The organism is Nonomuraea sp. NPDC050153, from assembly GCF_044460125.1.
GTDB lineage: Bacteria > Actinomycetota > Actinomycetes > Streptosporangiales > Streptosporangiaceae > Nonomuraea.
Window position 1 is genome coordinate 90168 of record NZ_JBITJQ010000005.1, and the last position, 23734, is coordinate 113901.

24 protein-coding genes are annotated in these 23734 nt (G+C 72.4%); 16 read left to right on the forward strand and 8 right to left on the reverse strand.

Features of this window, described 5'->3' with window-relative positions; translation table 11 throughout:
* Positions 1 to 93 precede the first annotated feature (93 nt).
* From ACIBQ1_RS15335 to ACIBQ1_RS15345, 3 genes are read left to right on the forward strand one after another with little or no spacing between them, the layout of a single operon-like run.
* Positions 94 to 966, forward strand: coding sequence for a DUF4394 domain-containing protein (locus ACIBQ1_RS15335; protein WP_397277819.1), 873 nt, complete (start codon positions 94 to 96; stop codon positions 964 to 966).
* 60 nt (positions 967 to 1026) lie between these two features.
* Entirely contained in the window at positions 1027 to 2625 is a 1599-nt protein-coding gene (locus ACIBQ1_RS15340) for a CocE/NonD family hydrolase (RefSeq protein WP_397277821.1), read from the forward strand.
* Positions 2607 to 3551 (forward strand): helix-turn-helix transcriptional regulator, encoded by a 945-nt coding sequence (locus tag ACIBQ1_RS15345; protein WP_397277823.1) that lies wholly within the window; start codon positions 2607 to 2609, stop codon positions 3549 to 3551. Before ACIBQ1_RS15340 ends, ACIBQ1_RS15345 begins: the two co-directional genes overlap by 19 nt.
* Positions 3552 to 3557: 6 nt before the next feature.
* Here the strand turns inward: ACIBQ1_RS15345 and ACIBQ1_RS15350 are convergent, their stop codons facing one another.
* Positions 3558 to 4448 carry an SDR family oxidoreductase gene (locus ACIBQ1_RS15350; RefSeq protein ID WP_397277825.1) on the reverse strand — a complete coding sequence of 297 codons (891 nt, stop codon included), beginning with the start codon at positions 4446 to 4448 and terminating at the stop codon, positions 3558 to 3560.
* Positions 4449 to 4526: 78 nt separating this feature from the next.
* Here ACIBQ1_RS15350 and ACIBQ1_RS15355 point away from each other — a divergent pair, with 78 nt between their 5' ends.
* The 3 genes from ACIBQ1_RS15355 to mctP all read left to right on the forward strand — a co-directional run bounded on the left by ACIBQ1_RS15355 (position 4527) and on the right by mctP (position 7211).
* A complete protein-coding gene (locus tag ACIBQ1_RS15355; RefSeq protein ID WP_397277827.1) occupies positions 4527 to 5075 on the forward strand; it encodes a VOC family protein in 549 nt (182 codons plus the stop codon).
* A gap of 319 nt (positions 5076 to 5394) precedes the next feature.
* Positions 5395 to 5604 (forward strand): DUF3311 domain-containing protein, encoded by a 210-nt coding sequence (locus ACIBQ1_RS15360; protein ID WP_397277829.1) that lies wholly within the window; start codon positions 5395 to 5397, stop codon positions 5602 to 5604.
* The gene (mctP, locus tag ACIBQ1_RS15365) at positions 5601 to 7211 is read left to right on the forward strand and encodes a monocarboxylate uptake permease MctP (RefSeq protein WP_397277831.1); all 1611 of its coding nucleotides are present in this window, start codon (positions 5601 to 5603) and stop codon (positions 7209 to 7211) included. Before ACIBQ1_RS15360 ends, mctP begins: the two co-directional genes overlap by 4 nt.
* A gap of 83 nt (positions 7212 to 7294) precedes the next feature.
* On the opposite strand, the gene ACIBQ1_RS15370 is transcribed toward mctP, so the two are convergent.
* Positions 7295 to 7639, reverse strand: a complete 345-nt coding sequence (locus ACIBQ1_RS15370; protein ID WP_397277832.1) for a DUF6285 domain-containing protein — start codon at positions 7637 to 7639, stop codon at positions 7295 to 7297.
* A gap of 61 nt (positions 7640 to 7700) precedes the next feature.
* Here ACIBQ1_RS15370 and ACIBQ1_RS15375 point away from each other — a divergent pair, with 61 nt between their 5' ends.
* Genes ACIBQ1_RS15375 through ACIBQ1_RS15385 form a run of 3 tightly spaced genes read left to right on the forward strand, consistent with a single transcriptional unit; the run spans position 7701 to position 10689 of the window.
* Positions 7701 to 8495, forward strand: coding sequence for a CPBP family intramembrane glutamic endopeptidase (locus tag ACIBQ1_RS15375; protein ID WP_397277834.1), 795 nt, complete (start codon positions 7701 to 7703; stop codon positions 8493 to 8495).
* A gap of 41 nt (positions 8496 to 8536) precedes the next feature.
* On the forward strand, positions 8537 to 9727 hold the full coding sequence (locus ACIBQ1_RS15380; RefSeq protein WP_397277835.1) for an acyl-CoA dehydrogenase family protein: 1191 nt from the start codon (positions 8537 to 8539) through the stop codon (positions 9725 to 9727).
* On the forward strand, positions 9724 to 10689 hold the full coding sequence (locus ACIBQ1_RS15385; protein ID WP_397277837.1) for a phosphotransferase family protein: 966 nt from the start codon (positions 9724 to 9726) through the stop codon (positions 10687 to 10689). The genes ACIBQ1_RS15380 and ACIBQ1_RS15385 overlap by 4 nt, the downstream gene beginning before the upstream one ends.
* Positions 10690 to 10717: 28 nt before the next feature.
* On the opposite strand, the gene ACIBQ1_RS15390 is transcribed toward ACIBQ1_RS15385, so the two are convergent.
* Complete coding sequence (locus tag ACIBQ1_RS15390; protein ID WP_397277839.1) at positions 10718 to 11353, reverse strand: TetR/AcrR family transcriptional regulator; 636 nt, start codon at positions 11351 to 11353, stop codon at positions 10718 to 10720.
* A 33-nt stretch (positions 11354 to 11386) separates the two neighbouring features.
* Positions 11387 to 11845: a hypothetical protein gene (locus ACIBQ1_RS15395; protein ID WP_397277841.1), complete on the reverse strand. Its 459-nt coding sequence runs from the start codon at positions 11843 to 11845 to the stop codon at positions 11387 to 11389.
* Between the two features lie 206 nt (positions 11846 to 12051).
* Between ACIBQ1_RS15395 and ACIBQ1_RS15400 the strand changes: the two genes are divergently transcribed.
* Genes ACIBQ1_RS15400 through ACIBQ1_RS15415 form a run of 4 tightly spaced genes read left to right on the forward strand, consistent with a single transcriptional unit; the run spans position 12052 to position 16647 of the window.
* Positions 12052 to 12822 carry a hypothetical protein gene (locus ACIBQ1_RS15400; protein ID WP_397277843.1) on the forward strand — a complete coding sequence of 257 codons (771 nt, stop codon included), beginning with the start codon at positions 12052 to 12054 and terminating at the stop codon, positions 12820 to 12822.
* Positions 12819 to 13949 (forward strand): hypothetical protein, encoded by a 1131-nt coding sequence (locus ACIBQ1_RS15405; RefSeq protein WP_397277845.1) that lies wholly within the window; start codon positions 12819 to 12821, stop codon positions 13947 to 13949. The genes ACIBQ1_RS15400 and ACIBQ1_RS15405 overlap by 4 nt, the downstream gene beginning before the upstream one ends.
* Positions 13950 to 13951: 2 nt before the next feature.
* Complete coding sequence (locus ACIBQ1_RS15410; RefSeq protein WP_397278430.1) at positions 13952 to 15373, forward strand: hypothetical protein; 1422 nt, start codon at positions 13952 to 13954, stop codon at positions 15371 to 15373.
* Positions 15370 to 16647 carry an AAA family ATPase gene (locus ACIBQ1_RS15415; RefSeq protein WP_397277847.1) on the forward strand — a complete coding sequence of 426 codons (1278 nt, stop codon included), beginning with the start codon at positions 15370 to 15372 and terminating at the stop codon, positions 16645 to 16647. The genes ACIBQ1_RS15410 and ACIBQ1_RS15415 overlap by 4 nt, the downstream gene beginning before the upstream one ends.
* 51 nt (positions 16648 to 16698) lie before the next feature.
* Here ACIBQ1_RS15415 and ACIBQ1_RS15420 read toward each other — a convergent pair whose 3' ends face one another.
* Entirely contained in the window at positions 16699 to 17643 is a 945-nt protein-coding gene (locus tag ACIBQ1_RS15420; protein ID WP_397277849.1) for a GNAT family N-acetyltransferase, read from the reverse strand.
* A 78-nt stretch (positions 17644 to 17721) separates the two neighbouring features.
* Positions 17722 to 19293 (reverse strand): MDR family MFS transporter, encoded by a 1572-nt coding sequence (locus ACIBQ1_RS15425; protein ID WP_397277850.1) that lies wholly within the window; start codon positions 19291 to 19293, stop codon positions 17722 to 17724.
* 103 nt (positions 19294 to 19396) lie between these two features.
* Between ACIBQ1_RS15425 and ACIBQ1_RS15430 the strand changes: the two genes are divergently transcribed.
* On the forward strand, positions 19397 to 19942 hold the full coding sequence (locus ACIBQ1_RS15430) for a TetR/AcrR family transcriptional regulator (RefSeq protein WP_397277852.1): 546 nt from the start codon (positions 19397 to 19399) through the stop codon (positions 19940 to 19942).
* Positions 19943 to 20032: 90 nt separating this feature from the next.
* Positions 20033 to 20464, forward strand: coding sequence for an ATP-binding protein (locus ACIBQ1_RS15435; RefSeq protein WP_397277854.1), 432 nt, complete (start codon positions 20033 to 20035; stop codon positions 20462 to 20464).
* A gap of 119 nt (positions 20465 to 20583) precedes the next feature.
* On the opposite strand, the gene ACIBQ1_RS15440 is transcribed toward ACIBQ1_RS15435, so the two are convergent.
* Complete coding sequence (locus ACIBQ1_RS15440; protein WP_397277856.1) at positions 20584 to 21549, reverse strand: Ppx/GppA family phosphatase; 966 nt, start codon at positions 21547 to 21549, stop codon at positions 20584 to 20586.
* 15 nt (positions 21550 to 21564) lie between these two features.
* The gene (locus ACIBQ1_RS15445) at positions 21565 to 22773 is read right to left on the reverse strand and encodes a cytochrome P450 (protein WP_397277858.1); all 1209 of its coding nucleotides are present in this window, start codon (positions 22771 to 22773) and stop codon (positions 21565 to 21567) included.
* A 145-nt stretch (positions 22774 to 22918) separates the two neighbouring features.
* Between ACIBQ1_RS15445 and ACIBQ1_RS15450 the strand changes: the two genes are divergently transcribed.
* Entirely contained in the window at positions 22919 to 23734 is an 816-nt protein-coding gene (locus tag ACIBQ1_RS15450; RefSeq protein ID WP_397278432.1) for a formylglycine-generating enzyme family protein, read from the forward strand.

The following is a 23734-nucleotide window of genomic DNA, read 5'->3' on the forward strand; positions in this document are numbered from 1 at the left end:
AAGGGCACCCTTCGTCAATGGGTGCCCTTACCCATCCAAAGGCGGCGGGTCAGCGAAGAAAGGGGCAAGGCAACACCCACACAAGGAGATCTGATGCGCAAGCAACTGGCGCTCGCCGTCGTCGTGCTCGGCGCGGGCACTGTCCTGGGCGCCGGCCTGGCCTCGCCCGCGCAGGCCCGGCACCGCTTCGACGGCCCCCGCGTCGCGGGCCTGACCACCATGGGCGACCTGGTCCTCTTCGACGCGGGCAACCCGCGCGACGTCAGCCGGGTCGGCAGAATCAGCGGACTCAGGGGCGACATGAAGGTCGTCGGCATCGACTACCGGGTCCAGAACCGCAGACTGTACGCCGTCGGCGACAAGGGCGGCATCTACACCCTGGACAACCGGGCCAGGGCCACCAAGGTGTCCCAGCTGACCGTCCCGCTGAACGGCGCGGCGTTCGGCGTCGACTTCAACCCCGCCGCGAACCGGCTTCGCGTCATCAGCGACACCGGCCAGAACCTGCGCCACAACCTCGACGACCCGAACGGCGCCCCCGCCGCGGGCACGACCGCCCGTGACGGCGCCCTCACCAATCCGCCCGTCCCGCCCGCCACGGCCGGGGCGACCGCGACCGGCGTGACCGGCGCCGGCTACACCAACAACGACCTGGACCCGGCCACCGCGACGACGCTGTTCGACGTGGACACCACGGGCGACCAGATCTCCGTGCAGTCACCCGCCAACGCCGGCAACCTGGCCCCGGCGGGCAAGCTGGGCGTGGACGCGGCGACCGGCGCCGGGTTCGACGTCTTCAGCCGGCTACGCGGGGGCGTGACGGTGTCGAACACCGCCTACGCCGCGCTCAAGGTGCGCGGCGCCTACCGCTTCTACACGGTGAACGCGCTGACCGGCAACGCCGCCCTCGTGGGAACGTTCCCGATGAACCGCCAGGTGCGTGACATCGCTATTCAACTGGGCTGAATCCGCAACGGATGCCCCCGGGCTACCGCACCCCGGGCGGCATCTGTTACTGGTTAGTACATGAGACGCGTGCATCTCCAGCGGGATCTTCCCGTTCCGATGCCCGACGGCGTGACGCTGCTGGCCGACCACTACGCCCCGCCCGCAGGCGGGCGGGCCCCCGTCGTGCTGATGCGCTCCCCGTACGGCCGGCGCGGCCTGTTCGGCTGGTACTACGGCCGCGGCTTCGCCCGGCACGGCTTCCACGTCGTCATCCAGAGCTGCCGCGGCGGCTTCGGCTCCGGCGGCCTGCTCGACCCGCTCGGCGACGAGCACGACGACGGCCTGGCCACCATCGCCTGGCTGCGCAAGCAGCCCTGGTACGGCGGCTCGTTCGCGATGTTCGGCCCCTCCTACCTCGGCTACACGCAGTGGGCCGTCGCGCCCTACGCCGGGCCCGAGCTGAAGGCCATGGCCACGCAGATCACCGCCTCCCAGTTCAGGGACGCGGCGTACGTGGGCGGCGCGTTCGCGCTGGAGTCGGTGCTGAGCTGGACCACGCTCACCGACGGCATGTCGCGCCGGTTCGGCGGGGCCGCCGTGCTGACCGCGCCCCGGCTGACCCGCAGGGCGGTCCTGTCGGGCCGTCCCGTGGCCGAGCTGGACCTGGCCTCGGCCGGGCGGCCGCTGCGGTTCTACCAGGACCTGCTCACGCACCACGCCGACCCGGACGTCGCCTACTGGAGGCAGCGCGACTTCTCGCCGGGGGCGGGCGAGGTGGAGGCGGCCGTCACCATGCTGGGCGGCTGGTACGACGTCTTCCTGCCGTGGCAGCTCAAGGACTACACGGCGATGCGGGCCGCGGGGCGCCGGCCGTACCTGACGATCGGGCCCTGGTACCACATCGACACCCGGCACGGACGGCCCTCCATGGCCGAGGCGCTGGCCTGGTTCCGCGCGCACCTGCTGGGCGACCCCTCCGGGCTGCGGCCCGACCCCGTGCGCCTGTACGTGACGGGGGCCGAGGAGTGGCGCGACTATTCCGACTGGCCGGTGCCGGGGATGCGGGAGCAGCGCTGGCAGCTGCAGCACGGGTCCGGGCTGGGGCTCGACGGGCCCCTGGACGCCCCGCCCGACCGCTTCCGGTACCACCCCTCCCATCCGACGCCCGTGATCGGCGGGCCGGTCCTGCTCGGCGACTCCCGGCCGCGTGATCAGCGGCGGCTGGAGCAGCGGCGCGACGTGCTGGTGTACAGTTCGGCGGCACTGGAGTCGGACGTGGAGATGATCGGGCCGGTGCGGGGCGAGCTGTTCGTGCGGTCGAGCACGCCGTACGTGGACGTGGTGGTGCGGGTGTGCGACGTGCACCCGGACGGGCGCTCGTTCAACGTGTGCGAGGGCGTGCGCCGCCTTTCCGCCTCCGACGCCCTCGACGGGGCCCATGATGGGATCCGGCGGGTCCGCGTGGACCTGTGGCCGACCGCGCACCGGTTCGGGCGCGACCACCGGATCAGGGTGCACGTGGCGGCGGGGGCGTACCCGACGATCGCCCGCAACCCCGGCACCGGCGACCCCCTCGGCGGGGGCGACGGCGCGATGGTGCCCGCCGACGTCGAGGTCTTCCACTCCCCCGGCCTGCCCTCCGCCGTGGTGCTGCCGCTGTGCGCGCCTCGCGGTTGATGTCGCTGGTCCTGCTGCTGCAGGGCCGGGGCGGGATGACGGCGGCCGAGCTGGCCAAGGAGCTGGAGGTCTCCGAGCGGACCGTGCACCGGGACGTGCTCGCGCTGTCGGAGGCGGGCGTGCCCGTGTACGCCGACCGGGGGCGCGGCGGCGGCTACCGGCTGCTGGACGGGTACCGGACGCGGCTGACCGGGCTGGACCGGGCCGAGGCGGAGGCGCTGTTCCTGTCGGGGGTGCCGGCCGCGCTGCGGGAGATGGGGCTGGAGGAGGTGGCGGCCACGGCCCGGCTGAAGGCCGCGGCCGCGCTCTCGCCCGCGCTGCGGGACGCGCCCGCCCTGGCTGCCCAGCGCTTCCATCTGGACGCGCCCGGCTGGTTCGTCGGCGGCGATCCGCCGCCGGAGGCGCTCGCGCCGCTGGCCAGGGCCGTGTGGAACGACCGCCGCGTGTCGGCCGTCTACAAGGGGAACGCGCGCACGCTGGAGCCGTACGGGCTGGTGCTCAAGGCGGGCGCCTGGTACCTGGCCGCGCGGCTCGGGGCCCGGTTCCTGATCTTCCGGGTGCACCGGTTCGGGGCGGTGTCCGTGCTCGCCGAGCCGTTCGACCGGGAGCCCTCCTTCGACCTGGCCGCCTTCTGGGCGGAGCAGTCGGCGCAGTTCACCCGGTCGTTGCTGCGGGACGTGATCACGCTGCGGCTCAGCGAGCGGGGGGTGCGGCTGCTGCGGCACGTCGCCGACCCGGCCGCGCTCGACGACGCACTCGCCTCGCTCCAGCCGGACGGGACGGTGCGGCTGGCCGTGGAGTCGGTGCCGGTGGCGTTCTCGCAGGTGCTGCGGTTCGGGCCGGAGGCGGAGGTGCTGGACCCGCCCGAGCTGCGGGAGCTGGTCGCCGACGCCGCCGCCCGCATGTCGGCCCTCTACCGGCCCTGACGCCTTTCACCGGTATTCGGCCGGGTCGGTGTCCTTGCCCGGCTCCCGTACCTCCGTGATGAAGCTCCACACCCGCGGGCGGCTGCCGTCCACGTCCGTGAAGCCGTACTCCCCGGCCAGGTCCTCGCTGGAGACCGACCTGCCCGACCAGCGCCGCCGGTCGGGGTCGGCGGCGAGGGCGGCGACGCCCCTGCCGACGTACGCGGGGGTCTCGGAGACCATCCAGCTGATGTCCACCTTCGCCTCGCGCCAGTTGTCCTCGGTGACGCCGAAGTTGTCCAGCATGGCCTCGGAGCGCAGGAAGCCCGGCGTCACCGCCACCGCGGTCCCCCCGTACGGGCGCAGCTCGCGCGACCAGGCGAAGGCCAGCCGGTTCACCGACACCTTGGCCAGGTCGTAGTAGACGTTCTCGCGGTAGCGGGTCTCGTTGAAGGCCCAGGTGCCGTCGGTGACCTCGACGACCAGACCGCCCTCGTTCCTGATCAGCAGCGGGAGCAGGTGGCGGCTGCTGATGATGTGCGTGTCGATCGCCAGCCTGAGCAGCCGGAACCCCTTGTCCATGTCGTGCTTCCAGACCGGGGTGTCCCACTCCCAGAGGTGGTCGCCGCCCCACACGTCGTTGACCAGCACGTCGAGCCGGCCCTGCTCGCGCTCCACCCGCTCGGCCAGCGCCGCGACCTGGCCGGAGTCCAGGTGGTCGACCTGCACCGCGATGCCCGTCCCGCCGGCCGCGGTCACCAGCTCCGCCGTCTCCTCGATGGTCTCCGGCCGGTTCATCTCCGAGCGCCGCTCCCGCGTGCTCCTGCCCGTGCAGTAGACCGTCGCGCCGGCCGCGCCCAGCGCGACCGCTATGCCCCGTCCCGTTCCGCGGGTCGCCCCCGCCACCAAAGCAATCATGGGCCTGATCGTTCCCCGGATACCCGACACCTCGTGTCATGTTTTTTCATACAACCCTGTGATAAGTACGGAGTTACTATGAACAGCGAATTCGAGCTGCGCGGGGTCAACCACGTCGCACTGGTCTGCTCGGACATGAAGCAGACCGTCGACTTCTACTCGGGCGTGCTGGGCATGCCGCTGATCAAGACGATCGAGCTGCCCATGGGCTGGGGCCAGCACTTCTTCTTCGACTGCGGGGGCGGGAACGCGCTGGCGTTCTTCTGGTTCCCGGACGCGCCCGAGGCCGTGCCGGGGGTGTCGGCGCCGAAGAACCTGCCGGATCGGGGGGAACTGCTGTCGGCGGTCGGGTCGATGAACCACATCGCCTTCGACGTGCCGCCCGAGCGGATCGAGGAGTACCGGGAACGGCTCGTGGCCAAGGGGATCGACGTGGGGGTGCTGCTCAACCACGACGACAGCGAGTTCGGGGTGGCGCCGGAGATGCACGACGGGGTGTTCGTCAGGTCGATCTACTTCAAGGATCCCGATGGGGTGCTGGTGGAGTTCGCGGCCTGGACACGGGCGGTGGGGCGGCCGGGGGACGTCCACCACACCCCCAAGACCGCCGCCGACCGCACCATCTGACACCCCGCCCGCGCCCCCGGTCGACGCGGTGCTCCCGAGTACGGGCGGTGTGATGCGAGAAATGCGGTGGTGATGATGGTGGGACCGTTCGGCGCGGGGAAGGGACCGTTCACCGATCAGGGGGCAGGGGGTGTGACGGGCTGGTGCTTATGGTTGCCGTGGTGGCGCGTGTGGCGGGCCATGAATGCTTCACGATTTTAGGCCAAACCGTAACATTGCCGACATTTGGATTAATACCACCGCAAAGCTACTCTCCCTCCATTGACTACCCGTCAGGAACCGGTCACAACCGGCTCAAGATCCACCCATCGGAGGGTTGATGACTACCGGGGAACCCGGGCAGCCACGCACCGACCGCAGCCCCTGGAACTGGCTGCTGATCCTGCCCATCGTGCTGCCGCTGCTGACGTTCCTGTTCAACGCCGACGAGCCCCGCCTGCTCGGCTTCCCGCTCTTCTACTGGCTCCAGCTCGCCTTCATCGTGGTGGGCGTCGCGTCCACGACCATCGTCTACAGGATGACCAAGTGAGCGGGCACACGACCGAGCTGGTCGTCTTCGTGCTGCTGTTCCTCCTGGTCACCGTCATGGGGTTCGTGGCCGCGCGGTGGCGGCGGCCGAACGACCTGGCCAGCCTCAACGAGTGGGGGCTCGGCGGGCGCAGCTTCGGGTCCTGGATCACGTGGTTCCTGGTGGGCGGCGACCTCTACACCGCCTACACCTTCGTGGCGGTGCCGGCGCTGGTGTTCGGCTCCGGCGCGATCGGGTTCTACGCGCTGCCGTACACGGTCGTGGTGTACCCGCTGGTGTTCCTGGTGCTGGCGCGGATGTGGTCGGTGTCGCACGTGCACGGGTTCGTCACCCCCGCCGACTTCGTCCGGGCCCGCTTCGGGTCGCCGACGCTGGCGCTGGTGATCGCGATCACCGGGCTGGTGGCGACGATGCCGTACATCGCGCTCCAGCTCATCGGCATCGAGGCGGTGCTGAAGGCGATGGGCATCACCGGGCACCTGCCGATCGTCATCGCGTTCGCGATCCTGGCCGCGTACACCTACCAGTCGGGCCTGCGGGCGCCCGCGCTGATCGCGTTCGTGAAGGACGCGCTGATCTACATCGTGATCCTGGCGGCCGTCATCTACATCCCGGCCAAGCTGGGCGGCTGGGACTCGATCTTCGACGCGGCCAAGGCCAAGTTCGACGCCACCCCGGTACCAGGCGACGGCATCCTCCTGAACGCCAACAACCAGCTCCAGTACGTGACGCTGGCCTTCGGCTCGGCGCTGGCGCTGTTCCTCTACCCGCACAGCCTCACCGGCGTGCTGGCCTCGAAGAACCGCAACGTCATCAAGCGGAACATGTCCGCGCTGCCCGCCTACAGCTTCGTGCTCGGCCTGATCGCGCTGCTCGGCTTCATGGCCATCTCGGCCGGCATCAAGCCGGTGGTGAACGAGGCGGGCACGGCCGACACCAACACGATCGTGCCCCTGCTGTTCGACAAGATGTTCCCCGACTGGTTCACGGGCGTCGCGTACGCGGCCATCGGCATCGGCGCGCTCGTCCCGGCGGCGATCATGTCGATCGCGGCGGCGAACCTGTTCACCCGCAACGTCTACCGCGAGTACTTCAACAAGAACGCCAGCGACGCCCAGGAGGCCGGCGTCTCCAAGATCGTGTCGCTGGTCGTCAAGGTGGGCGCGGTGCTGTGCATCCTGCTGCTCGACCCGCAGTTCTCGATCGACCTGCAGCTCATCGGCGGTGTGATCATCCTGCAGACGCTGCCGTCGGTGGCGCTGGGCCTGTACACGCGCTGGTTCCACAAGGGCGGCCTGATCGCGGGCTGGGCGGCCGGCCTGGCGGCGGGCATGTGGATGCTGTACCTCACCCCGAACCCGGCCAAGCACCAGGAGCACTTCGGCGGCTCGGCGTTCGCGCTGTCGAACCTGGGCTTCGACACCAAGATGACGATCTACACCGGGTTCCTGGCGCTGGCCGTGAACCTGGTGGTGGCGGCTCTGGGCACGCTGCTGTTCCGGGCGATCAAGGTGGCCGACGGCGAGGACGCGACGGCCCGCGACGACTACTTCGCCGACGAGGGCGACCCCAAGGTCAAGGACCTGGACCTGACCGGTTCGCACTGATCCCCCCGGGCTGACGGCCCGTCCCGCCACGCGCGGGGCGGGCCGCCGGTCTTCCACGTGGCCGCCGGTCCTCCACGTGATCGTCAGTCCTCCGGGTAGGCGGGGTTGGCGACCTCCAGCTTCGCCCGTACGGCCTGCTCAAGGGCTGCGACGAGGGCGTGGTCGTCCTCGACGCGGCCCTCGCGGATGGCGGCGGCCAGCTCGGCGTCGTCGGCCACCCCCAGCCCGGCCAGCCGGGCCTCGTGCTCGCGCGCCTGCTCCGGGCCGAGCGTGATCTCCCGCTCCACCATGCCGAGCACGTTGACCGCCACCCGCGTGTGGAAGCGCACCCGCCCCTCCACGGCCGGGAGCACGTCGCTCTGGAGGAAGTCGCGGACGGCGGCCACGAGCTGGGCCGCCGTGGGCACGTCGTGCGGACCAGATGTCATCCGATTTCTCCTTGAGTCGCTATTTACTCGCATCCGATCAATGAACGGCTAACCTGCGGCCATGCGCACAGAGTCTCCCACCGCGTCTCCTCCGGGACCGCCCCCGGCGCTCACGCCCCGGCTGATCCGGGCCGAGTTGTTCGTCGTGTTCGCGGTCTCGCTCGGCGCCAGCGGCCTCCTGGCGCTCATCCGCCTGATCGGCGCGCTCACGGCACCGCAGCAGCTGAAGGGCCAGCAGGCCGTGCTGGTCAGGTCGATGGCGCCCGGGCGGCCGTGGCTGGACCTGGCGCTGCAGCTCGCCGACATCGCGGTCAGCGTGGCGCCGGTCGCGCTGGTGGCGTACCTGATGGTGCGCTCCGGGGAGTCGCTGGGCACGATCGGCGCGGACCTCCGGGAGAAGGGCCGCGACACGGTGCGCGGGGCGCTGCTGGCGGCCGCGATCGGCGGCACCGGGCTGGCGTTCTACCTCGCGGTGTGGGCGGCGGGCGTGAACCTGACCGTCGTCGCCGGCCAGCTCCCCCAGGTGTGGTGGCAGGTGCCGGTGCTGCTGCTCGCGGCGGCGCAGAACGGGGTGCTGGAGGAGGTGCTCGTCGCCGGATACCTGCTGCACCGGCTCGGGCAGGCCGGGTGGACGCCGTGGAAGGCCGTCGCGGTGTCGGCGCTGCTGCGGGGGTCGTACCACCTGTATCAGGGGTTCGGGGGATTCATCGGGAACGTCGTGATGGGCGTAGTGTTCGGGCGCCTCTACCAGCGCTGGGGACGCGCGATGCCGCTGGTGGTGGCGCACACGCTGATCGACGCCGTCGCCTTCGTCGGGTACGCCTTCCTGCACGGGCGCGTGAGCTGGCTGCCCTGAAACCGTTGACCTGACAACTGTCTTCGGGTGAGATCCGGAACATGAGCTTCGCCGTACCTGACGGTGTCCGGCCGATCCGCGACGCCGTCCACGCGTTCATGACCGGGCGGGTGGAGCCGGCCGAGCCGGTGCTGCACGCGGGCGGGCCCGAGGCCGCGGCGGCCCTGGACGAGCTGCGGGCCGAGGCCAGGAAGGAGGGCCTGTGGGCGCTCGGCCACCCGCGTGAGCTGGGCGGCGCCGGCCTGCCGTTCCTCGACTACGTCTACGTCAACGAGGTGCAGGGGCGCAGCGAGTTCGGGCAGCTCGCGCTGGGCACGTTCACGCTGCAGGACTCGCTGATGCTGCACGAGCACGCCTCCCCCGAGCAGCGCGAGCGCTACCTGGAGCCGCTGGTGCGGGGCGACATCTGGCCCAGCTTCGCCATGACCGAGCCGGCGATCTCCAGCAGCGACCCCACCCAGATCAGGACGTCCGCGGTGCTCGACGGGGACGAATGGGTGATCAACGGGCACAAGTGGTTCACGACCGGCGCGTCGCGGGCGGCGTACACGACCGTCATGTGCCGGACCGAGCAGGACGCGCCGCCCCACCTGGCCTTCTCCATGATCCTCGTGCCGACGGACACGCCCGGCTACCGCATCGTCCGCGAGACGCCCGTGCTGGGACTCGACGGGGCCCACTGCGAGGTCCGGTACGAGGACGTCCGCGTGCCGGCCGCCAACCTGCTCGGCCCGCGCGGCCACGGGTTCGTCATCGCGCAGCGAAGGCTCGGGCCCGGCCGGATCTTCCACTGCATGCGCTGGCTCGGGCAGGCGCAGCGGGCGTTCGACCTGATGTGCCGCAGGCTGCAGGAGCGGACCGCGTTCGGCGAGCCCCTCGCCAGGAAGCAGCTCATGCGCCAGCACGTGTTCGACTCCTACGCCGAGATCCAGGCCGCCCGGCTGCTCACGCTCCACGCCGCCGAAGCCGTCGACGCGGGCTCGCAGGCCCGCGTGGAGATCGGCGCGATCAAGGTGGTGGGGGCGCGCACGCTGCACAACGTGATCGACCGGGCCATCCAGGTGTACGGCGCCGCCGGGCTCACCCCGGACACGCCGCTGGAGCGGATGTACCGGCACGCGCGGGCCGGGCGGATCTACGACGGGCCCGACGAGGTGCACATCGACGCGGTGGGGCGGCGCATCCTGGGCGAGTACGCGGCGGGCGGCAACTGGGAGTTCGGCCTGCGATGACCCGCCTCCACGAGATCGTCGGCGAGGTGTTCGGGGCCGGCGCGTCGGTGCCCTTCAGCGCCCGGCTGCCCGGCGGGGCCTCCCGCGAGACCTGGGCCCTCGACGTCGTCGCGGGCGGCGAGCGGCACGAGCTCGTCCTGCGGCTCGACTCCCCCGGAGCCGCGCTGGAGGCGGGCGGCAGCCTGGCCTCGGAGGCCACGCTGATGCGGGCCGCGCACGCCGCCGGGGTGCCGGTGCCCGCGATCGTCGCCGCCGGCGAGTCCTACATCCTCATGACCCGCGTGGCCGGCGAGACCATCCCGCGCAAGATCCTGCGCGACGACGCCTACGCCGCCGCCCGGCCCCGGCTGGCCGCGCAGTGCGGGCAGGCCCTCGCCGCGATCCACCGCATGCCGCCCTCCTGCCTCGCGCGGGACGCGCCGGAAGAGGGGGCCGAGGATCCGTTGCGACGCTGGCGGGACGTGCTCGACCTGCTGGGCGAGCCGCACCCGGTGTTCGAGCTGGCGCTGCGCCGGCTGGCCGCCGACCGTCCCACCGGCACACGGCGCACGGTCGTGCACGGCGACTTCCGCAACGGCAACCTCATCGTCGGCCCCGACGGGATCAGGGCGGTGCTCGACTGGGAGCTCGCCCACCTCGGCGACCCCCTCGAAGACCTCGGGTGGCTCTGCGTGAAGGCGTGGCGGTTCGGCTCGCCGCTGCCGGTGGGCGGCTTCGGCGCCTACGACGAGCTGATCGGCGCGTACGAGGCCGCCGCCGGCCACCCGGTGGACCGGGACGCGCTGCGCTGGTGGGAGACGTTCGGCGTGCTCAAGTGGGGGGTCATCTGCGTCATGCAGACCATGCGGCACCTGCGCGGCGGCGCCCGTTCGGTGGAGCTGGCCGCGATCGGCCGGCGCGTGTGCGAGAACGAGTGGGATCTGCTGCGCATGCTCCGGGGAGAACCCGCCGCCCCGGCGTGACCGATGGCCTGCCTGGCGGGCACGGCGCTCAGACGGGCCCGGCGGCACGGGAGGCTCTCCCGCTCCGGAGACTGACCGCGCCGACGGCGACCGGTGGCACGAGGGCGGCGGCGATCACGTCCACCAGGCCCTCGACCACCTGCACGCGGTCCACCTCAGGGTGCTCCAGCCACCAGTCGCCGGTCGTCTGGACCATGCCGACGAACGCGTGCCCCAGCACCTGCGCCCGCACCGGGTCGGGCACCGCGCGCTCGCCGACCAGCAGGCCGCCGAGCTCCTCGCCCAGGCCCCGCACGAGCGCGGTCATGTGGGAGCGGATCCTGGAGTCCTCGGCGCTGGCCCGGTGAAACAGGAACCGGTAGAGGTTGCGGTTGGCCGAGATCAGGTCGAGGTAGACGCCGATGGTCGCCCTGGCCCTGCCCCGCAGGTCGGCCCCGGGAGCGACGAGCCCGGGGCGGAGCTGGGCGATGACCGTGCGCACGTGGCGGTCGGCCAGCGCCTGGTAGAGGCCGCTCTTGTCACCGAAGTGGCGGTAGAGGATGGGCTTGGTGATGCCGGCCTCGGCGGCGATGGCCACCATCGAGACCTCCGGGCCCTGGGCCAGGATGACCCGGTCGGCTGCGTCGAGCAGCGCCCTGCGCCGGTCGGGGTCCCGTCCACTCACCCGCCCAGGATAGGCCGCCCCGGATTTCGCCCTTCACCTGCCCAGGGCCGACCGCAACCTGCCGGGCAGCAGCGCCGAGAGCACCAGCAGCGCGCCGATGATCGTGTAGAGGCCGGTCATCCCGGCCATGGTGCCGGGCGGCTCGGTCAGCTCGGCCCAGGGCGCGCCGTTCGGCTGCGACCACGGCAGGCCGCCCTCCCGCGCCCAGGGCAGGCTGCCGGCCACGCCGAGCGCGGCGTTCACGTCGAGGGCGAACACGGCTCCCGCCGCCGCCAGCGGGATGCCGCAGCCGAGGGCCGCCGCGGGCCAGGCGGTCAGGAGGGTGACGATGACGGCCACCGCGGCCAGATAGCCGAGCGCCGCGGGCGCCGGGCCGAACGTGGCGTTGCTCGAACGCAGGGCTCTCGCGGCCGCCTCGGTCAGGTAGTAGACGGGCACGAGGGCGGCCACGCCTGCGGCGGCTCCCACCAGATGGAGATTCTCACGGGTCACACCGCCTTCGTCCCCGCCTCCCGCACCGATTACGCACGTCAGAACGCTGGGGTCCGCCGTCTGTCCGGCCCGTCTCTCCGGCCCGGCCGCGCCGATCACGGGCCCCCGCGCGGCCCTCGCGGACGCCTTTACGTCGTAGATCACACGTTCGCCTCGAAATCGCGAAATTACTGGAAAATACTGGGACTGTTGATACGCTCGCGCCCATGAGTGACCGGCTGGACGATCTCGAACGGCGGATCGACGAGCTCCGGGCGGGTGTGCGCAAGGCGATGCGGGTCAGGGACGGCGCCACGGCCCGCGCCCTGCGTGCCGAGCTGCGTACCGCGGAGCGCGCCTGGGACGCCCTCGTGAGCGGCGAGCCCGCCCAGCCCAAGCCGGAACCGCCCCGCCTGGTCACGGTGCGCGAGCAGGTGCACCAAGGGCTGCGGCTGCTCGGGGCCGCCGCCCAGCCGCGGCTGGTCGTGGCCGTCAGCGACGCGTTCTTCGGCGGCACGATCCGCAGCGCCCAGCTCACCAGCCTGCGCAGGGACGAGGAGCGCTCGTTCCGGTCGTCGCCGCACGGGCGGCCGTACTACCTGTGCGCCGCGCTGACCGACCGCCTCTCCCCCGCCCGCGGGCTGCTCACGCTCAGCGCCTGGCCGCTGGAGCGGCGCGTGGTCGGCCCGCTCAGCCCCCGCGTCGACTTCCTGACCTGCGCCGTCGCGGTCGCCTCGCACGAGTCGCCGGACGGGCGGGCGGACCGGTTACTCCTGCGGATGGCCAGGAACATCCCCGGCGCCACCGACGGCACGCTGGGCCCGCCCGACCCGGACCGGGTGATCGAGGCGGCCCGCGCCGAGCTGCGCGTGCACGGCGACCGCGACACGCGGGATCGCGCCGAGCTGGCAGAACGCGCCGCGGCGCAGCTCGGTGACGCCGCCCGCCTGTTCGGCGCCGCTACGCTGAGCACGATCAAGAAGGAGAACGCGAAGTGAGCGGCTTGAAGCGCGAAGGCGACCACGTGAAAAAGCTCGACGCGTTGCGCGGCACCACGCCGTCCCGCCCGCACGACGCCCGCGCCATCGCGGCCCTGGCCGCCAACCCCGGCTGCACCCGCCGGGCCCTGCTCGACGGCGCCGGCATCGACAAGGACGCCGCCGCCCGCCACCTCGGCTTCCCGGCGCCGTTCGGCCAGTCGCCGTTCGCGATCACGCGCGGCAACATGTTCGAGGCGCTGGTCAAGGCCGACGGCTGCGCGGAGCTGCTGCGGATGCTGCGCGAGCTGCTGCGCCTGCCGGTCGCCGAGGTCGCCTACCACGACGTGGAGAACGTCGGCGCCCACCTGCGCCACGCCCACACCCGCGCGCTGATCGACCGCGCGGCCCGCGAGGGCCAGGACGTGGGCACCCTGTACGATCACCCGCTGCTCACCCTGGAGATCGCCGGCCACACCGCCTACCTGGAGCCCGACGTCGTGGCCTTCCAGCTCGGCGGCCGCTTCCACATCGTGGAGATCAAGTCGTTCGCGGTGATCGACGGGCAGGCCGACCCGGCGGCGGTCGCCGCGGCCGCCCGGCAGGCGGCGGTGTACGTGCTGGCGCTGCGCACGCTCCTGGAGGACCTGGGCCACGACCCGGGCAAAGTCTCCCACGACGTCGTCCTGGTCTGCCCGGAGAACTTCGCCAACCGGCCCGCGGCGACCCTCGTCGACGTGCGCAAGCAGCTGGCCGTGCTGCGCCGCCAGCTCACCCGGATGACCTCGCTCGACCGGCTGCTGGACGGGCTGCCCGAGGACCTGACGTTCGACCTGCGGCCCGGCGAGGACGGGCGGCCCACCAGGCCCGTCGCCGAGCTGGCCGACGCGCTGCGCCGGGCGACCGCCCGCTACGCGCCCGACTGCATGTCCGCATGCGACCTGTGCTTCTTCTGCCGCGACGAGGCCCGCCAGGAGGGCGCCTCCGACCTGCTCGGCCGGCAGGTGCGCGACGAGCTGGGCGGGGTGGCCTCGGTGGCGGAGGCGCTCGGGCTGGCCGACGGGGCCCGCGACCCGGCCGAGGGCCAGGAGGAGATCGCCCGGCTGCTCCGCAACGCCGAACGCCTGCGCAGGGAGTGCCTCACGTGAGCATGCTGACCTCGCTCGCGCGGCTGCGGGCCCTGAAGGAGGGCATCGCGCAGCCGATCGCGACCGTCAGGCACTGCCATCTGTCGGACCGGCCGATGGTGTTCATCCCGCTCAAGCTGTCGGGCGAGGCCGCCGCCCCGCTGGCCGCCATGCTCGGCACCGACAGGCGGCGGCCGCGCCTGCTCGTGGTGACCCAGCCGCGCAACCGCGACCTGCGCTTCGCCTGGGCCGCCGAGCTGGCCGGGGTGCTGCTGCCGTACGTCGAGGGCTTCCTGGCCGACACCGAGACCGTGGAGCGCAAGAACGCCGACCCCTACGAGCGGGCGCTGGACGCGCCGCAGCTCATCGTGCCCAACCAGACCGGGGTGGCCTTCACCAGGCTGCTCGGCCGCTCCACGCGGTTCCGCCGCGCCGACGGGCCCTATCCGGTGCCCGAGTCGGTGCCGCTGCTGGGGCGGTGGCTGACGTACTTCGCGGAGCGGGCCGCCTACCCCGGCTCGTCGATGACGCTGGCCGCGACCGAGGAGCTGGGGCGGCACTGGGCGAGCGGGCAGAGCTCCCTGGAGGACGCCAATCTGGCCGCGCTGCTGGCCTGGATCACCAGGGGGCCGGACGACGAGGCCGAGGACCCGCTGATCTGGCCGCCCGCCGGGCCCGCGACCGACCCGGGGTTCGACGCGGAGGTGCTGGCTCCGGCGATGGACAGCGAGTCGGCCGAGCGCATCACCGAGGCGCTGCGTACCCAGCTGGAGCCCACGTGGCGGCTCATGTGGCAGGCCGTCGACCTGCTGGCCGGGCTGGAGGCGGGCGCCGGCGTCGCGCAGCGGTGGGAGCAGGACCGCGGGTCGTTCAGCGGCATGGCGGTGCACGTCGCGGAGGGCGCGCCGCCGCAGGCCAGGCGCGACGGGGCGGTCGCCGCCGCGGCCAAGCTGTCCCGCATGGAGCGGGCCCAGGCCGCGTACGAGGTGCAGCGCGCCTACGACGACCCCCTGGTCATGGCCGAGTACCGGCTGACCGGGGAGGCGTTCGCGGGCGAGGTGATCGAGACCGTCCCCGACAACACCGAGGGCGAGGGCCGCTCGCGCAAGCTCCGCCCGCTGGTGGTGATCAAGACCGACGACCCGGTACGCCTGGCGCCCGGCACCTCCCTGGGCACCCCGCAGCGCCGCGGCCAGGGCGCCGAGCTCGTGGAGGCCGCCGAGGGCCTGGTCACCCTGAAGATCACCAAGGGCATGGGCCGGGGAAAGACGGCCGCGCCGGGAGCCGTGCCCGAGATCGGCGAGCGCGTCTGCTACACCTCGCTGACCGACGACTTCCAGGGCTCCCCCAACCTGCCCGACTCCGAGGCCACGCCGTGGACGCACGGCGGGCCGCCGCATGAGTACGTGCCCGACGACGAGGACGCCCAGGAGGAGTGGTCGTGACCGACAGCCCGGAGCAGGTCATCAGGAACGTCCTCGCCGACCTGCCCAGGCACCGCGGCGTCGTGGTCGACTCCCCGCCGGGCGCGGGCAAGTCCACGCTGGTGGTGCGGGCGGCGGCGCACATCGCGGCGACCGGCGAGCCCCTGATGATCGTCGCCCAGACGAACGAGCAGGTCGACGACCTGGTGACCCGCATCTCCGACAAGCACCCCCACCTGACCGTGGGGCGGCTGTCGGCCGGCGGGTACATCCCGCCGCTGCGGCTGCTGGAGCTGCCCGGCGTCCGGGTCGGCACCCGCATCCAGGATCTCGGCGATCCGGACATCGTCATCGCGACCGCCGACAAGTGGGCCTGGATCGGCGACCGGGTGTGGCCGTGGGCGATCGTGGACGAGGCGTACCAGATGCGCTCGGACAAGCTGCTGCGGATCGCGGGGCTCTTCGAGCGGGCGCTGTTCGTGGGCGATCCGGGGCAGCTCGACCCGTTCTCGATCGTGGACGGTGACCGGTGGTCGGGGCTGTCGTGGGATCCGCTGCAGAGCGCGGTGTCGGTGCTGCTGCGCCACAATCCGGACATCCCGGTGCACCGGCTGCCGGTGTCGTGGCGCCTGCCGGCCTCGGCCGCGCCGGTGGTGTCGCAGGCGTTCTACCCGTTCACCGGGTTCCGGTCGGGGACCTCGCACGGTGATCGGCGGCTGGAGCTGATGACCGGCGGCATGGGGACCGTGCACGACCGGGCGCTGGAGGAGGCGGCCCGGTCGGGGTGGGCGCTGCTGGAGCTGCCGAACCGGCACACCGTGCGTACCGACGGGGAGGCCGTGCAGGCGGTGGCCCTGCTGGCCGAGCGGCTGCTGCAGCGCGGCGCCGTGGCCTCGTCCGAGCAGGGCGAGCGGCCGGTGACGGCGGACCGCATCGCGGTCGGGGCCGCCCACCGCGACCAGGTGGCCGCCATCCGGGCCGCCGGGGTGCCGGCGGAGATCACGGTGGACACGGCCAACCGCCTGCAGGGGCGCGAGTACGACGTGACCATCGTCCTGCACCCGCTGTCCGGCCGCCGGGACGCCACGGCCTTCCACCTGGAGTCGGGGCGGCTGTGCGTGCTGGCGTCGCGGCACCGGCACGCCTGCGTCGTGGTGGCCAGGGCGGGCATCGCCGAGCTCCTGGACGCCCACCCGTCGGCGGAGCCGGTGCAGCTGGGGGTGCCGGTCAAGTTCCCCGACGGCTGGGAGGCCAACCAGTCGATCCTCGACCACCTGTCCCGCCACCGAGTCTGAGACCGCCGGTCTTCAGGCCCGGTCTTCAGGCCCGGTATTCGGACGCCGTGCTCAGACCCGCTGCTGCCACACGTCGATGACCAGGACGGGGCGCATGCCGGCCGACTCGTACAGCCCCAGCGCCGGGGTGGTGTTGTTGGAGTCGACGTGCAGGATCGTGCCCTTGCGGCCCCGCGCCGCGTCGGCGGCGAAGGCGTGGCGGAGCAGGAAGCGCCCCAGACCCCGGCCGCGGAACTCCGGGACGACCGCGAGCGTGGCCACGTAGCCGCAGCCCTCGTCCGGGACGAACTGGTTGTTGGCGATCAGCACCCCGGCGGGGCGGCCGTCGAGGCGGGCGAGGGTGAGCTGGGCCCAGTCCGTCGTGGACAGCGCCTGGCGGCGCGCGTACCACGCGTCGTAGTCGGCCGGCACGAACCCGAAGTGCTCGGCGAAGCCCTCCTGGTGCACCCGGTGGGCATCGCGCCGCGCGTCCTCGCTCTCCCCCGTGTGCAGCGTCAGCCCGGCGGGCGGGGCGAGCGGCTCCACGGGCCCGTCGTGGTCGATGCGCATGCGGTGGAAGCTGGTGCCGGGCGCGAAGCCGCGCTCCTCGGCGGCGGCCCGCTTGGCATCGTCCGCGCGGTAGACGCCGACGTGCAGGGTGACGCCGTCGTGGCCGGCCTCGGCGGCCAGCTCGCGGGCCCGGCCGATCACCAGGCGCCAGAGCCGGTCCTCCAGGCCCGCCCGACCCGGATCAGGGCCGGGCCGGACGATCACCTCGACGTCCACCGTGTCGCTGTCGCCCACGCGGCACGCCCAGGCCCAGCCGTCGAGACGGCCGCCGGCGTCGCGGGCGAGCCAGCCGTCCTTGTCGCGGTCGAAGCCGGGCTCGACCAGCTCGTCGGCGACGTCGTCGAGCGTCATGTCCGGGCCGCCGATCACCGCGGTGTCGTAGGCCGTGATCAGCTCGTGGATGGCCGCGGCGTCCTCTGCGCGCGGGCGGCCGAGAGTGTGGTGCATAGCGGGGATTGTCCACAGAACACCGGCCGCGCGCCTCCCATTTTTCTCACCGGGCAGGAGGCGCGCTCAGCCGGCTGCTCAGCCTGCCGCCTGGCCGACGGCCTGCTCGTCCGGGGCGGGCGCCGGGGCGCCGCCGCGCAGCGGGATCTCCTTGACGAACGCGGCCAGCACGGGCACGACGACCGCGAACGCGATGGCCCACCAGAAGACGCCGGAGATCGAGATCGCCAGCGACTCCAGCAGCCCGGTGCGCATCTGCGCGGGCATCTGGGCGACCGCGCTCGGGTCCATCCGGCCGCCGCTCTTGGCCACCCGGTCCGCCGCCTGCTCGCCGAAGCGGGCGGTCAGCTCCGACAGGAAGTGGTTGTTGAAGATCGCCCCGAACAGCGAGACGCCGAACGAGCCCCCGATCGACCTGAAGAACGTGGTGGCGCTGCTGGAGACGCCCAGGTCCTTCTGCTCGACGCTGTTCTGCGCGATGAGCATCGTGGTCTGCATGAGGAAGCCCATGCCGAGGCCGAGCACGGCGATGTAGATCCCGGTGACCCAGGCCGGCGTGGCGACGTCCATCGTGGACAGCAGCCACATGCCCACGGCCATGCCGATCCCGCCGAGCACCGGGTAGATCTTGTACTTGCCCGTGACGGTGATGGCCTTGCCGACGAACAGCGACACGACCATCGCGGCGCCCATCATCGGCAGCATCAGCAGGCCGGAGTTGGTGGCCGTGGAGCCCTGCACCATCTGCTGGAACAGCGGCAGGAAGTTGATCGCGCCGAACATGGCGAAGCCCAGCAGGAAGCCGATGATCGAGATCAGCGTGAAGTTGCGGTTGGCGAAGAGCTGCAACGGCATGATCGGCTCCTCGACCCTGCGCTCGACCGCGACGAACGCCGCCAGCGTGACCACGGCGACCGCGACGAGGGAGAGGATCTGCCAGGAGCCCCAGGCGTACTCGTTGCCGCCCCAGGTCGTGATGAGCACCAGAGCGGTGATGCCGACCGACAGCAGGATCGCGCCCGCCCAGTCGATGCGCACCTTGTTGCGTAGCTTGGGCAAATGCAACTGCGTGACAATCAGCGCCAGTGCGATCGCGCCGATCGGCAGGTTCACGTAGAAGGCCCAGCGCCAGTCGAGATGGTCGGTGATGAAGCCGCCGACCAGCGGGCCCGCGATCATCGCCAGCGACATGACGCCGGCCATGATGCCCTGGTACTCGCCGCGCTCGCGGGGCGGCACCAGGTCGCCGATGATGGCCATGACGTTCACGATCAGGCCGCCCGCGCCGAGCCCCTGGATCGCGCGGAACGCGATCAGCTCGGCCATGCCGCCGTCCGGCCCGCCGAGCAGCGACGAGCCCGCCATGCCGCAGAGCGCGGAGCCGGCCATGAAGATGACGATCGAGACGATGAAGATCGTCTTACGTCCGTACAAGTCACCGATCTTGCCCCAGATCGGCGTCGAGACGGTCGTGCCCAGCACGTACGCCGTCACGACCCAGGACAGATGCGTCAGACCGCCGAGCTCCCCGACGATGCGCGGCATGGCCGTGCCCACGATCATGTTGTCGAGCATCGCCAGAACCATGGCTAACATCAGTCCTGGCAGGACGACCATGACCTCGCGGCGCCGTCCGACTGCCTCCGCCACCAGACACCCCCCATTGCATTTTGGATCTTGCTTACTTGCCGCCCGGCAAGCATAGAATAAGCTAGATACTTACTTGTCGGCCGTCAAGTCGAAAAGGTGTGAAGTGCGGGAAGACACGCGGACCCGGATCCAGGAGATCGCGCTCAGATTGTTCACCGAGCAGGGTTACGAGGCGACGTCACTGCGTGAGATCGCCGAGGAGCTCGGGGTGACGAAGGCTGCCCTGTACTACCACTTCAAGACGAAGGACGACATCGTGACCAGCCTGGTCGAGGACCGGCTGGTGGATCTGGAGGAGCTCCTCGCCTGGGTCCGGAGCCGGCCGAAGACGCCGGAGACGCGCCGCGAGCTGGTCGAGCGCTACGCCGAGGGGATCAGGCGGACCCAGCACATCGGGGTGGCCAGGTTCCTGGAGCGCAACCAGACCGCGCTGCGCGACCATCCGACGCTCATCAAGACCCGTGAGCGGATGAAGGAGCTCGTGGCCGAGCTGAACGAGCCCGGCGCCACGCCCGTCGAGCGCGTCAGCCGCGCGACGGCGCTGTTCGCGATACACGCCGGGAAATGGATGATCGAGTCGGGCGACCTCTCCGAGGACGAGGTCAACAAGGCCTCCCTGGAGGTCGCCATGCGCCTGCTGGAGCCGTAGTTCCGGGCGTCAAAGCGCTGACGGGACGATTGACGTGCCGGAACGGGGGAAGGAGGGACACACGCATCCAGATGGGAGAAGGAGGCCCCAGTGGAGGCCACGATAGCGCTCCGGCTGCCCAGGGATGCGGCGAGCGTCCCCCTGATCAGGAAGATGCTGGACGGCACGCTGCGTTCACTCGGCGTCGAGCCGCAGATACGCGATGACATCGAGCTCATGCTCACCGAGGCGTGTTCCAACGTGATCAGGCACGCGGATCCCAGCGACGACTACACGGTCAGCGCGTCCGTCCTCGATGACAGGTGCATCATCAAGGTGATCGACAACGGGGGCGGTTTCGACCCGAGCACGATCATCGATCCCGCGCCCGGCGCCGAGCATGGACGCGGGCTGCTGATCATGCGGGCGCTCGCCGACGACATCCGTTTCGTCAACAGGCAGGAGCACGGCGCGGTGGTCTGCCTGGAGAAACGCCTGCGGTACGCGCCGGGGGCGGCCGGGCAGTACCTCATGGCCATGTGATCCGGCCCGCCCGTCCCAGCCCCGCCCGCAGCCGGGCGGGCGCGGCGTCCCCGCCGCGCCCGAGCGTCAGCCTCGGGCCCCGGCCGCGCCCGAGCGGCCCGGGCCGGGATAGATCGACCTTACTCTGCCGGCGTGCCGCCGCTTCGCTGGTCGAAACGTCCCGGCAGGATGTCGAGCCGGCGCAGTATCACACCCTCGCGCAACGCCCACGGGCACACCTCCAGCCGGTCCACCTCGAACAGGTCCATGGCCGCGTCGGCGACCAGCGCCCCGGCCGCGAGCTGCGCCGCCCGTCCCTCGGACACGCCGGGCAGCTGGGCCCGATCGGCGGCCCCCATGGTGGTCAGCTTGACCGCCCAGTCGGCCATGGCCTGCCTGGACAGCGGGCGCGAGACGTAGGGGCCGTCGCTGGAGGGCGCGGCGCCGCCGATCCTGGCCAGTTGCTTGAACGTCTTGGACGTGGCCACCGCGCGGTCGGCCTCGCCGTACCGGACGACGTCGCCGACCGTGCGGGCGATCTCGGTCCGTACGTGCTTGCGCAGCTTGCGCACCTCCTCGGCGGAGGGCGGGTCGTCGGTGAACCAGTCACGCGTCAGCCGCCCGGCCCCCAGCGGCAGCGAGACGGCCACGTCGGGCTCCTCGTCCATCCCGGCGGCGATCTCCAGCGAGCCACCGCCGATGTCGAAGACCAGCAGCCGCCCCGACGACCACCCGTGCCACCGCCGCACGGCCAGGAACGTCAGCCTGGCCTCGTCGCGCCCGGACAGCACCTCGATGTGCACGCCGCTGCGCTCCTCGACCTGTGCCAGCACCGCCTCGCCGTTGGCCGCCTCGCGGACGGCCGAGGTGGCGAAGGCCAGCAGGTCCTCCACCCCCTTGTCCTCCGCCAGGCGCACGGCCCCCTCCACGAAGGCGCCGAGCCGGTCTATGCCCTCGTCGGCCAGCCGGTTGTCCTCGTCCAGGTATTCCGTCAGGCGGAGCCCCTCCTTGTGGGAGTAGGCGGGAATGGGCCGGGCGCCCCTGTGGGCGTCGACGACCAGTAAATGGACGGTGTTCGAACCGATGTCCAGCACGCCGAGTCGCATGGGAAAACGCTACCGTTATGGGGCTTTTAGGGCGAAGCGGAGCCTGAAATGGTTGAGCATGGCCGGCAGCGCGCCCGTCAAGCTCACGGACGCCCTGACTGACCGCTCACGCAGGACGGCCTCCAGGAGCGTGGCCGCGGTGAACAGCACGAGGTCCTCCCCCGCGCAGCGCGCGAACCCGGCGCTGAACGGCACCCCCGCCCACTCGCCGCCGCCCTCGCGCCACAGCTCGGGCCGGTAGGCGTCGCCGGGCTCGGCCCTGTTCACGTACGGGCTGTGGATGACCACGGTCGTGCCCTCGGGGACGTCCCACTCGGTCGGGCCGGCGACCTCGCGCACGATGGCGATCGTGATGGGCCAGAGCCGCACCGACTCCAGCACGGTGGCCCGCGGATCGACGGGCCCCCGCTGCGCGGCGGCCAGCGCGAGCGCCCGGTAGGCGGCGGTGGCGGCCCCGTCGAAGGCGAACAGCCACTGTGGCACCTGCCCCTCGGGGTGCACGTCCGGCGCGGCGTGCGCGCGGGCCAGGGCGGCGGCCAGGCTGCCCGGCTCGGCCCGCGCCAGGTGCCCGGCCAGCCGGCGCCGGAAGGCGTTGAACACGTCGGTACGGTGCCCGCGCAGGTCCGACCAGTTGGCGTCGGCGCGCAGCCGGTCGAGCTGCCGGGTGAGGATCACGTCGTCCCGCGCGCCGTCGCCGAGCACGACGCGCCGCACGATCCGCCAGTGCATGGCGTGGAACCGCGGCCAGGTCAGCAGCCCGTGGCGGGGCAGCGTGGCGGCCTCCTCCTCGACGACCCGGGCGAAGGGGCCGAAGCCGGAGCCGAGCACCTGGTCGTTCAGGGCGCGCCGGCGCTCGCGCAGGCCGGGTTCGCGGGTGATCAGCACGCCGTCGGGCTGGAAGTGGCCGAGCGCGCCGCGTTTCCCCCTGGCCGCCGGGGTGAACGCCCGATCCTCCAGCACCGCGCGCACGTCCCGCGAGGCCAGCGGCAGCACCACCCAGCCGCGGCCCGGCACCCGTACCAGCAGCGGCCCGTCGCCGTGCCCGGCGCGCAGCCGCGCGAACAGGCGGATCGCCCGGCCGTCGGCGTCGGCCAGCTCCGCCAGGCGCACCGCGAACGGGCGGCGGGCCACGGGGCCCTGCGCGATGGACGGCAGCGCCACCGTGGCGGCCAGCGCGAGGGCCTCCGCGGGTGTGACCCGGGGCGGCCGCGTGATCGTGGACATGCTCCAGGGACTACCCTTCCTTGATGTCGTGGACACGTTTGGGGGACTTTTGAGCGCTTGCTGTGGCCCGGGCAGAGACGGCGCCCCCGCCGCCGAGCCGGACGCGCGGCCGGTGATCGCCGTGCGGCGGGAGGCGCCGCGCGGGATGGTGCGCGTGCCCGGCGGGATGTTCCTCATGGGCGGCGACGACCCCGACGGGCGGCCCGAGGACGGCGAGGGGCCGGTGCGCGAGGTGCGGCTGGAGCCGTTCATGATCGATCCGACGTGCGTGACGAACGCGCAGTTCGCCACGTTCGTGAAGGAGACCGGGTACGTCACCGAGGCGGAGCGGATCGGCTGGTCGTTCGTGTTCGCCCAGTTCGCCACGGGCGGGGTGATGGACGCCGCCGTGCCCGGCGCGCCCTGGTGGGCGGGCGTCGAGGGCGCCTCGTGGCGCTCGCCGGAGGGCCCGGGGTCGTCGGCCGGCGACCGGCAGAACCATCCCGTCGTGCACGTGTCCTGGAACGACGCGACCGCGTACGCGACGTGGGCGGGCAAGCGGCTGCCCACGGAGGCGGAGTGGGAGATGGCGGCCCGCGGCGGGCTTGAGCGCAGGCGTTACCCGTGGGGCGACGAGCTGGCGCCCAAGGGGCGGCAGCGCTGCAACATCTGGCAGGGCCGCTTCCCCGTGGCGCCGAGCAAGGGGACGGTGCCGGTGAAGTCGTTCCAGCCCAACGGGTACGGCCTCTACAACGTCTCCGGCAACGTCTGGGAGTGGACGGCCGACTGGTGGGGCACGGCCTGGGAGCCGTTCGCCGACAACCCCGCCGGGCCCGCGCAGGGCACGGCCAGGGTGATCCGCGGCGGCTCCTACCTGTGCCACGACTCCTACTGCAACCGTTACCGCGTGGCCGCCCGCACCTCCAACACGCCTGACTCCTCCACCGGGCACACGGGTTTCCGCTGTGCGGCCCTAGTCTGA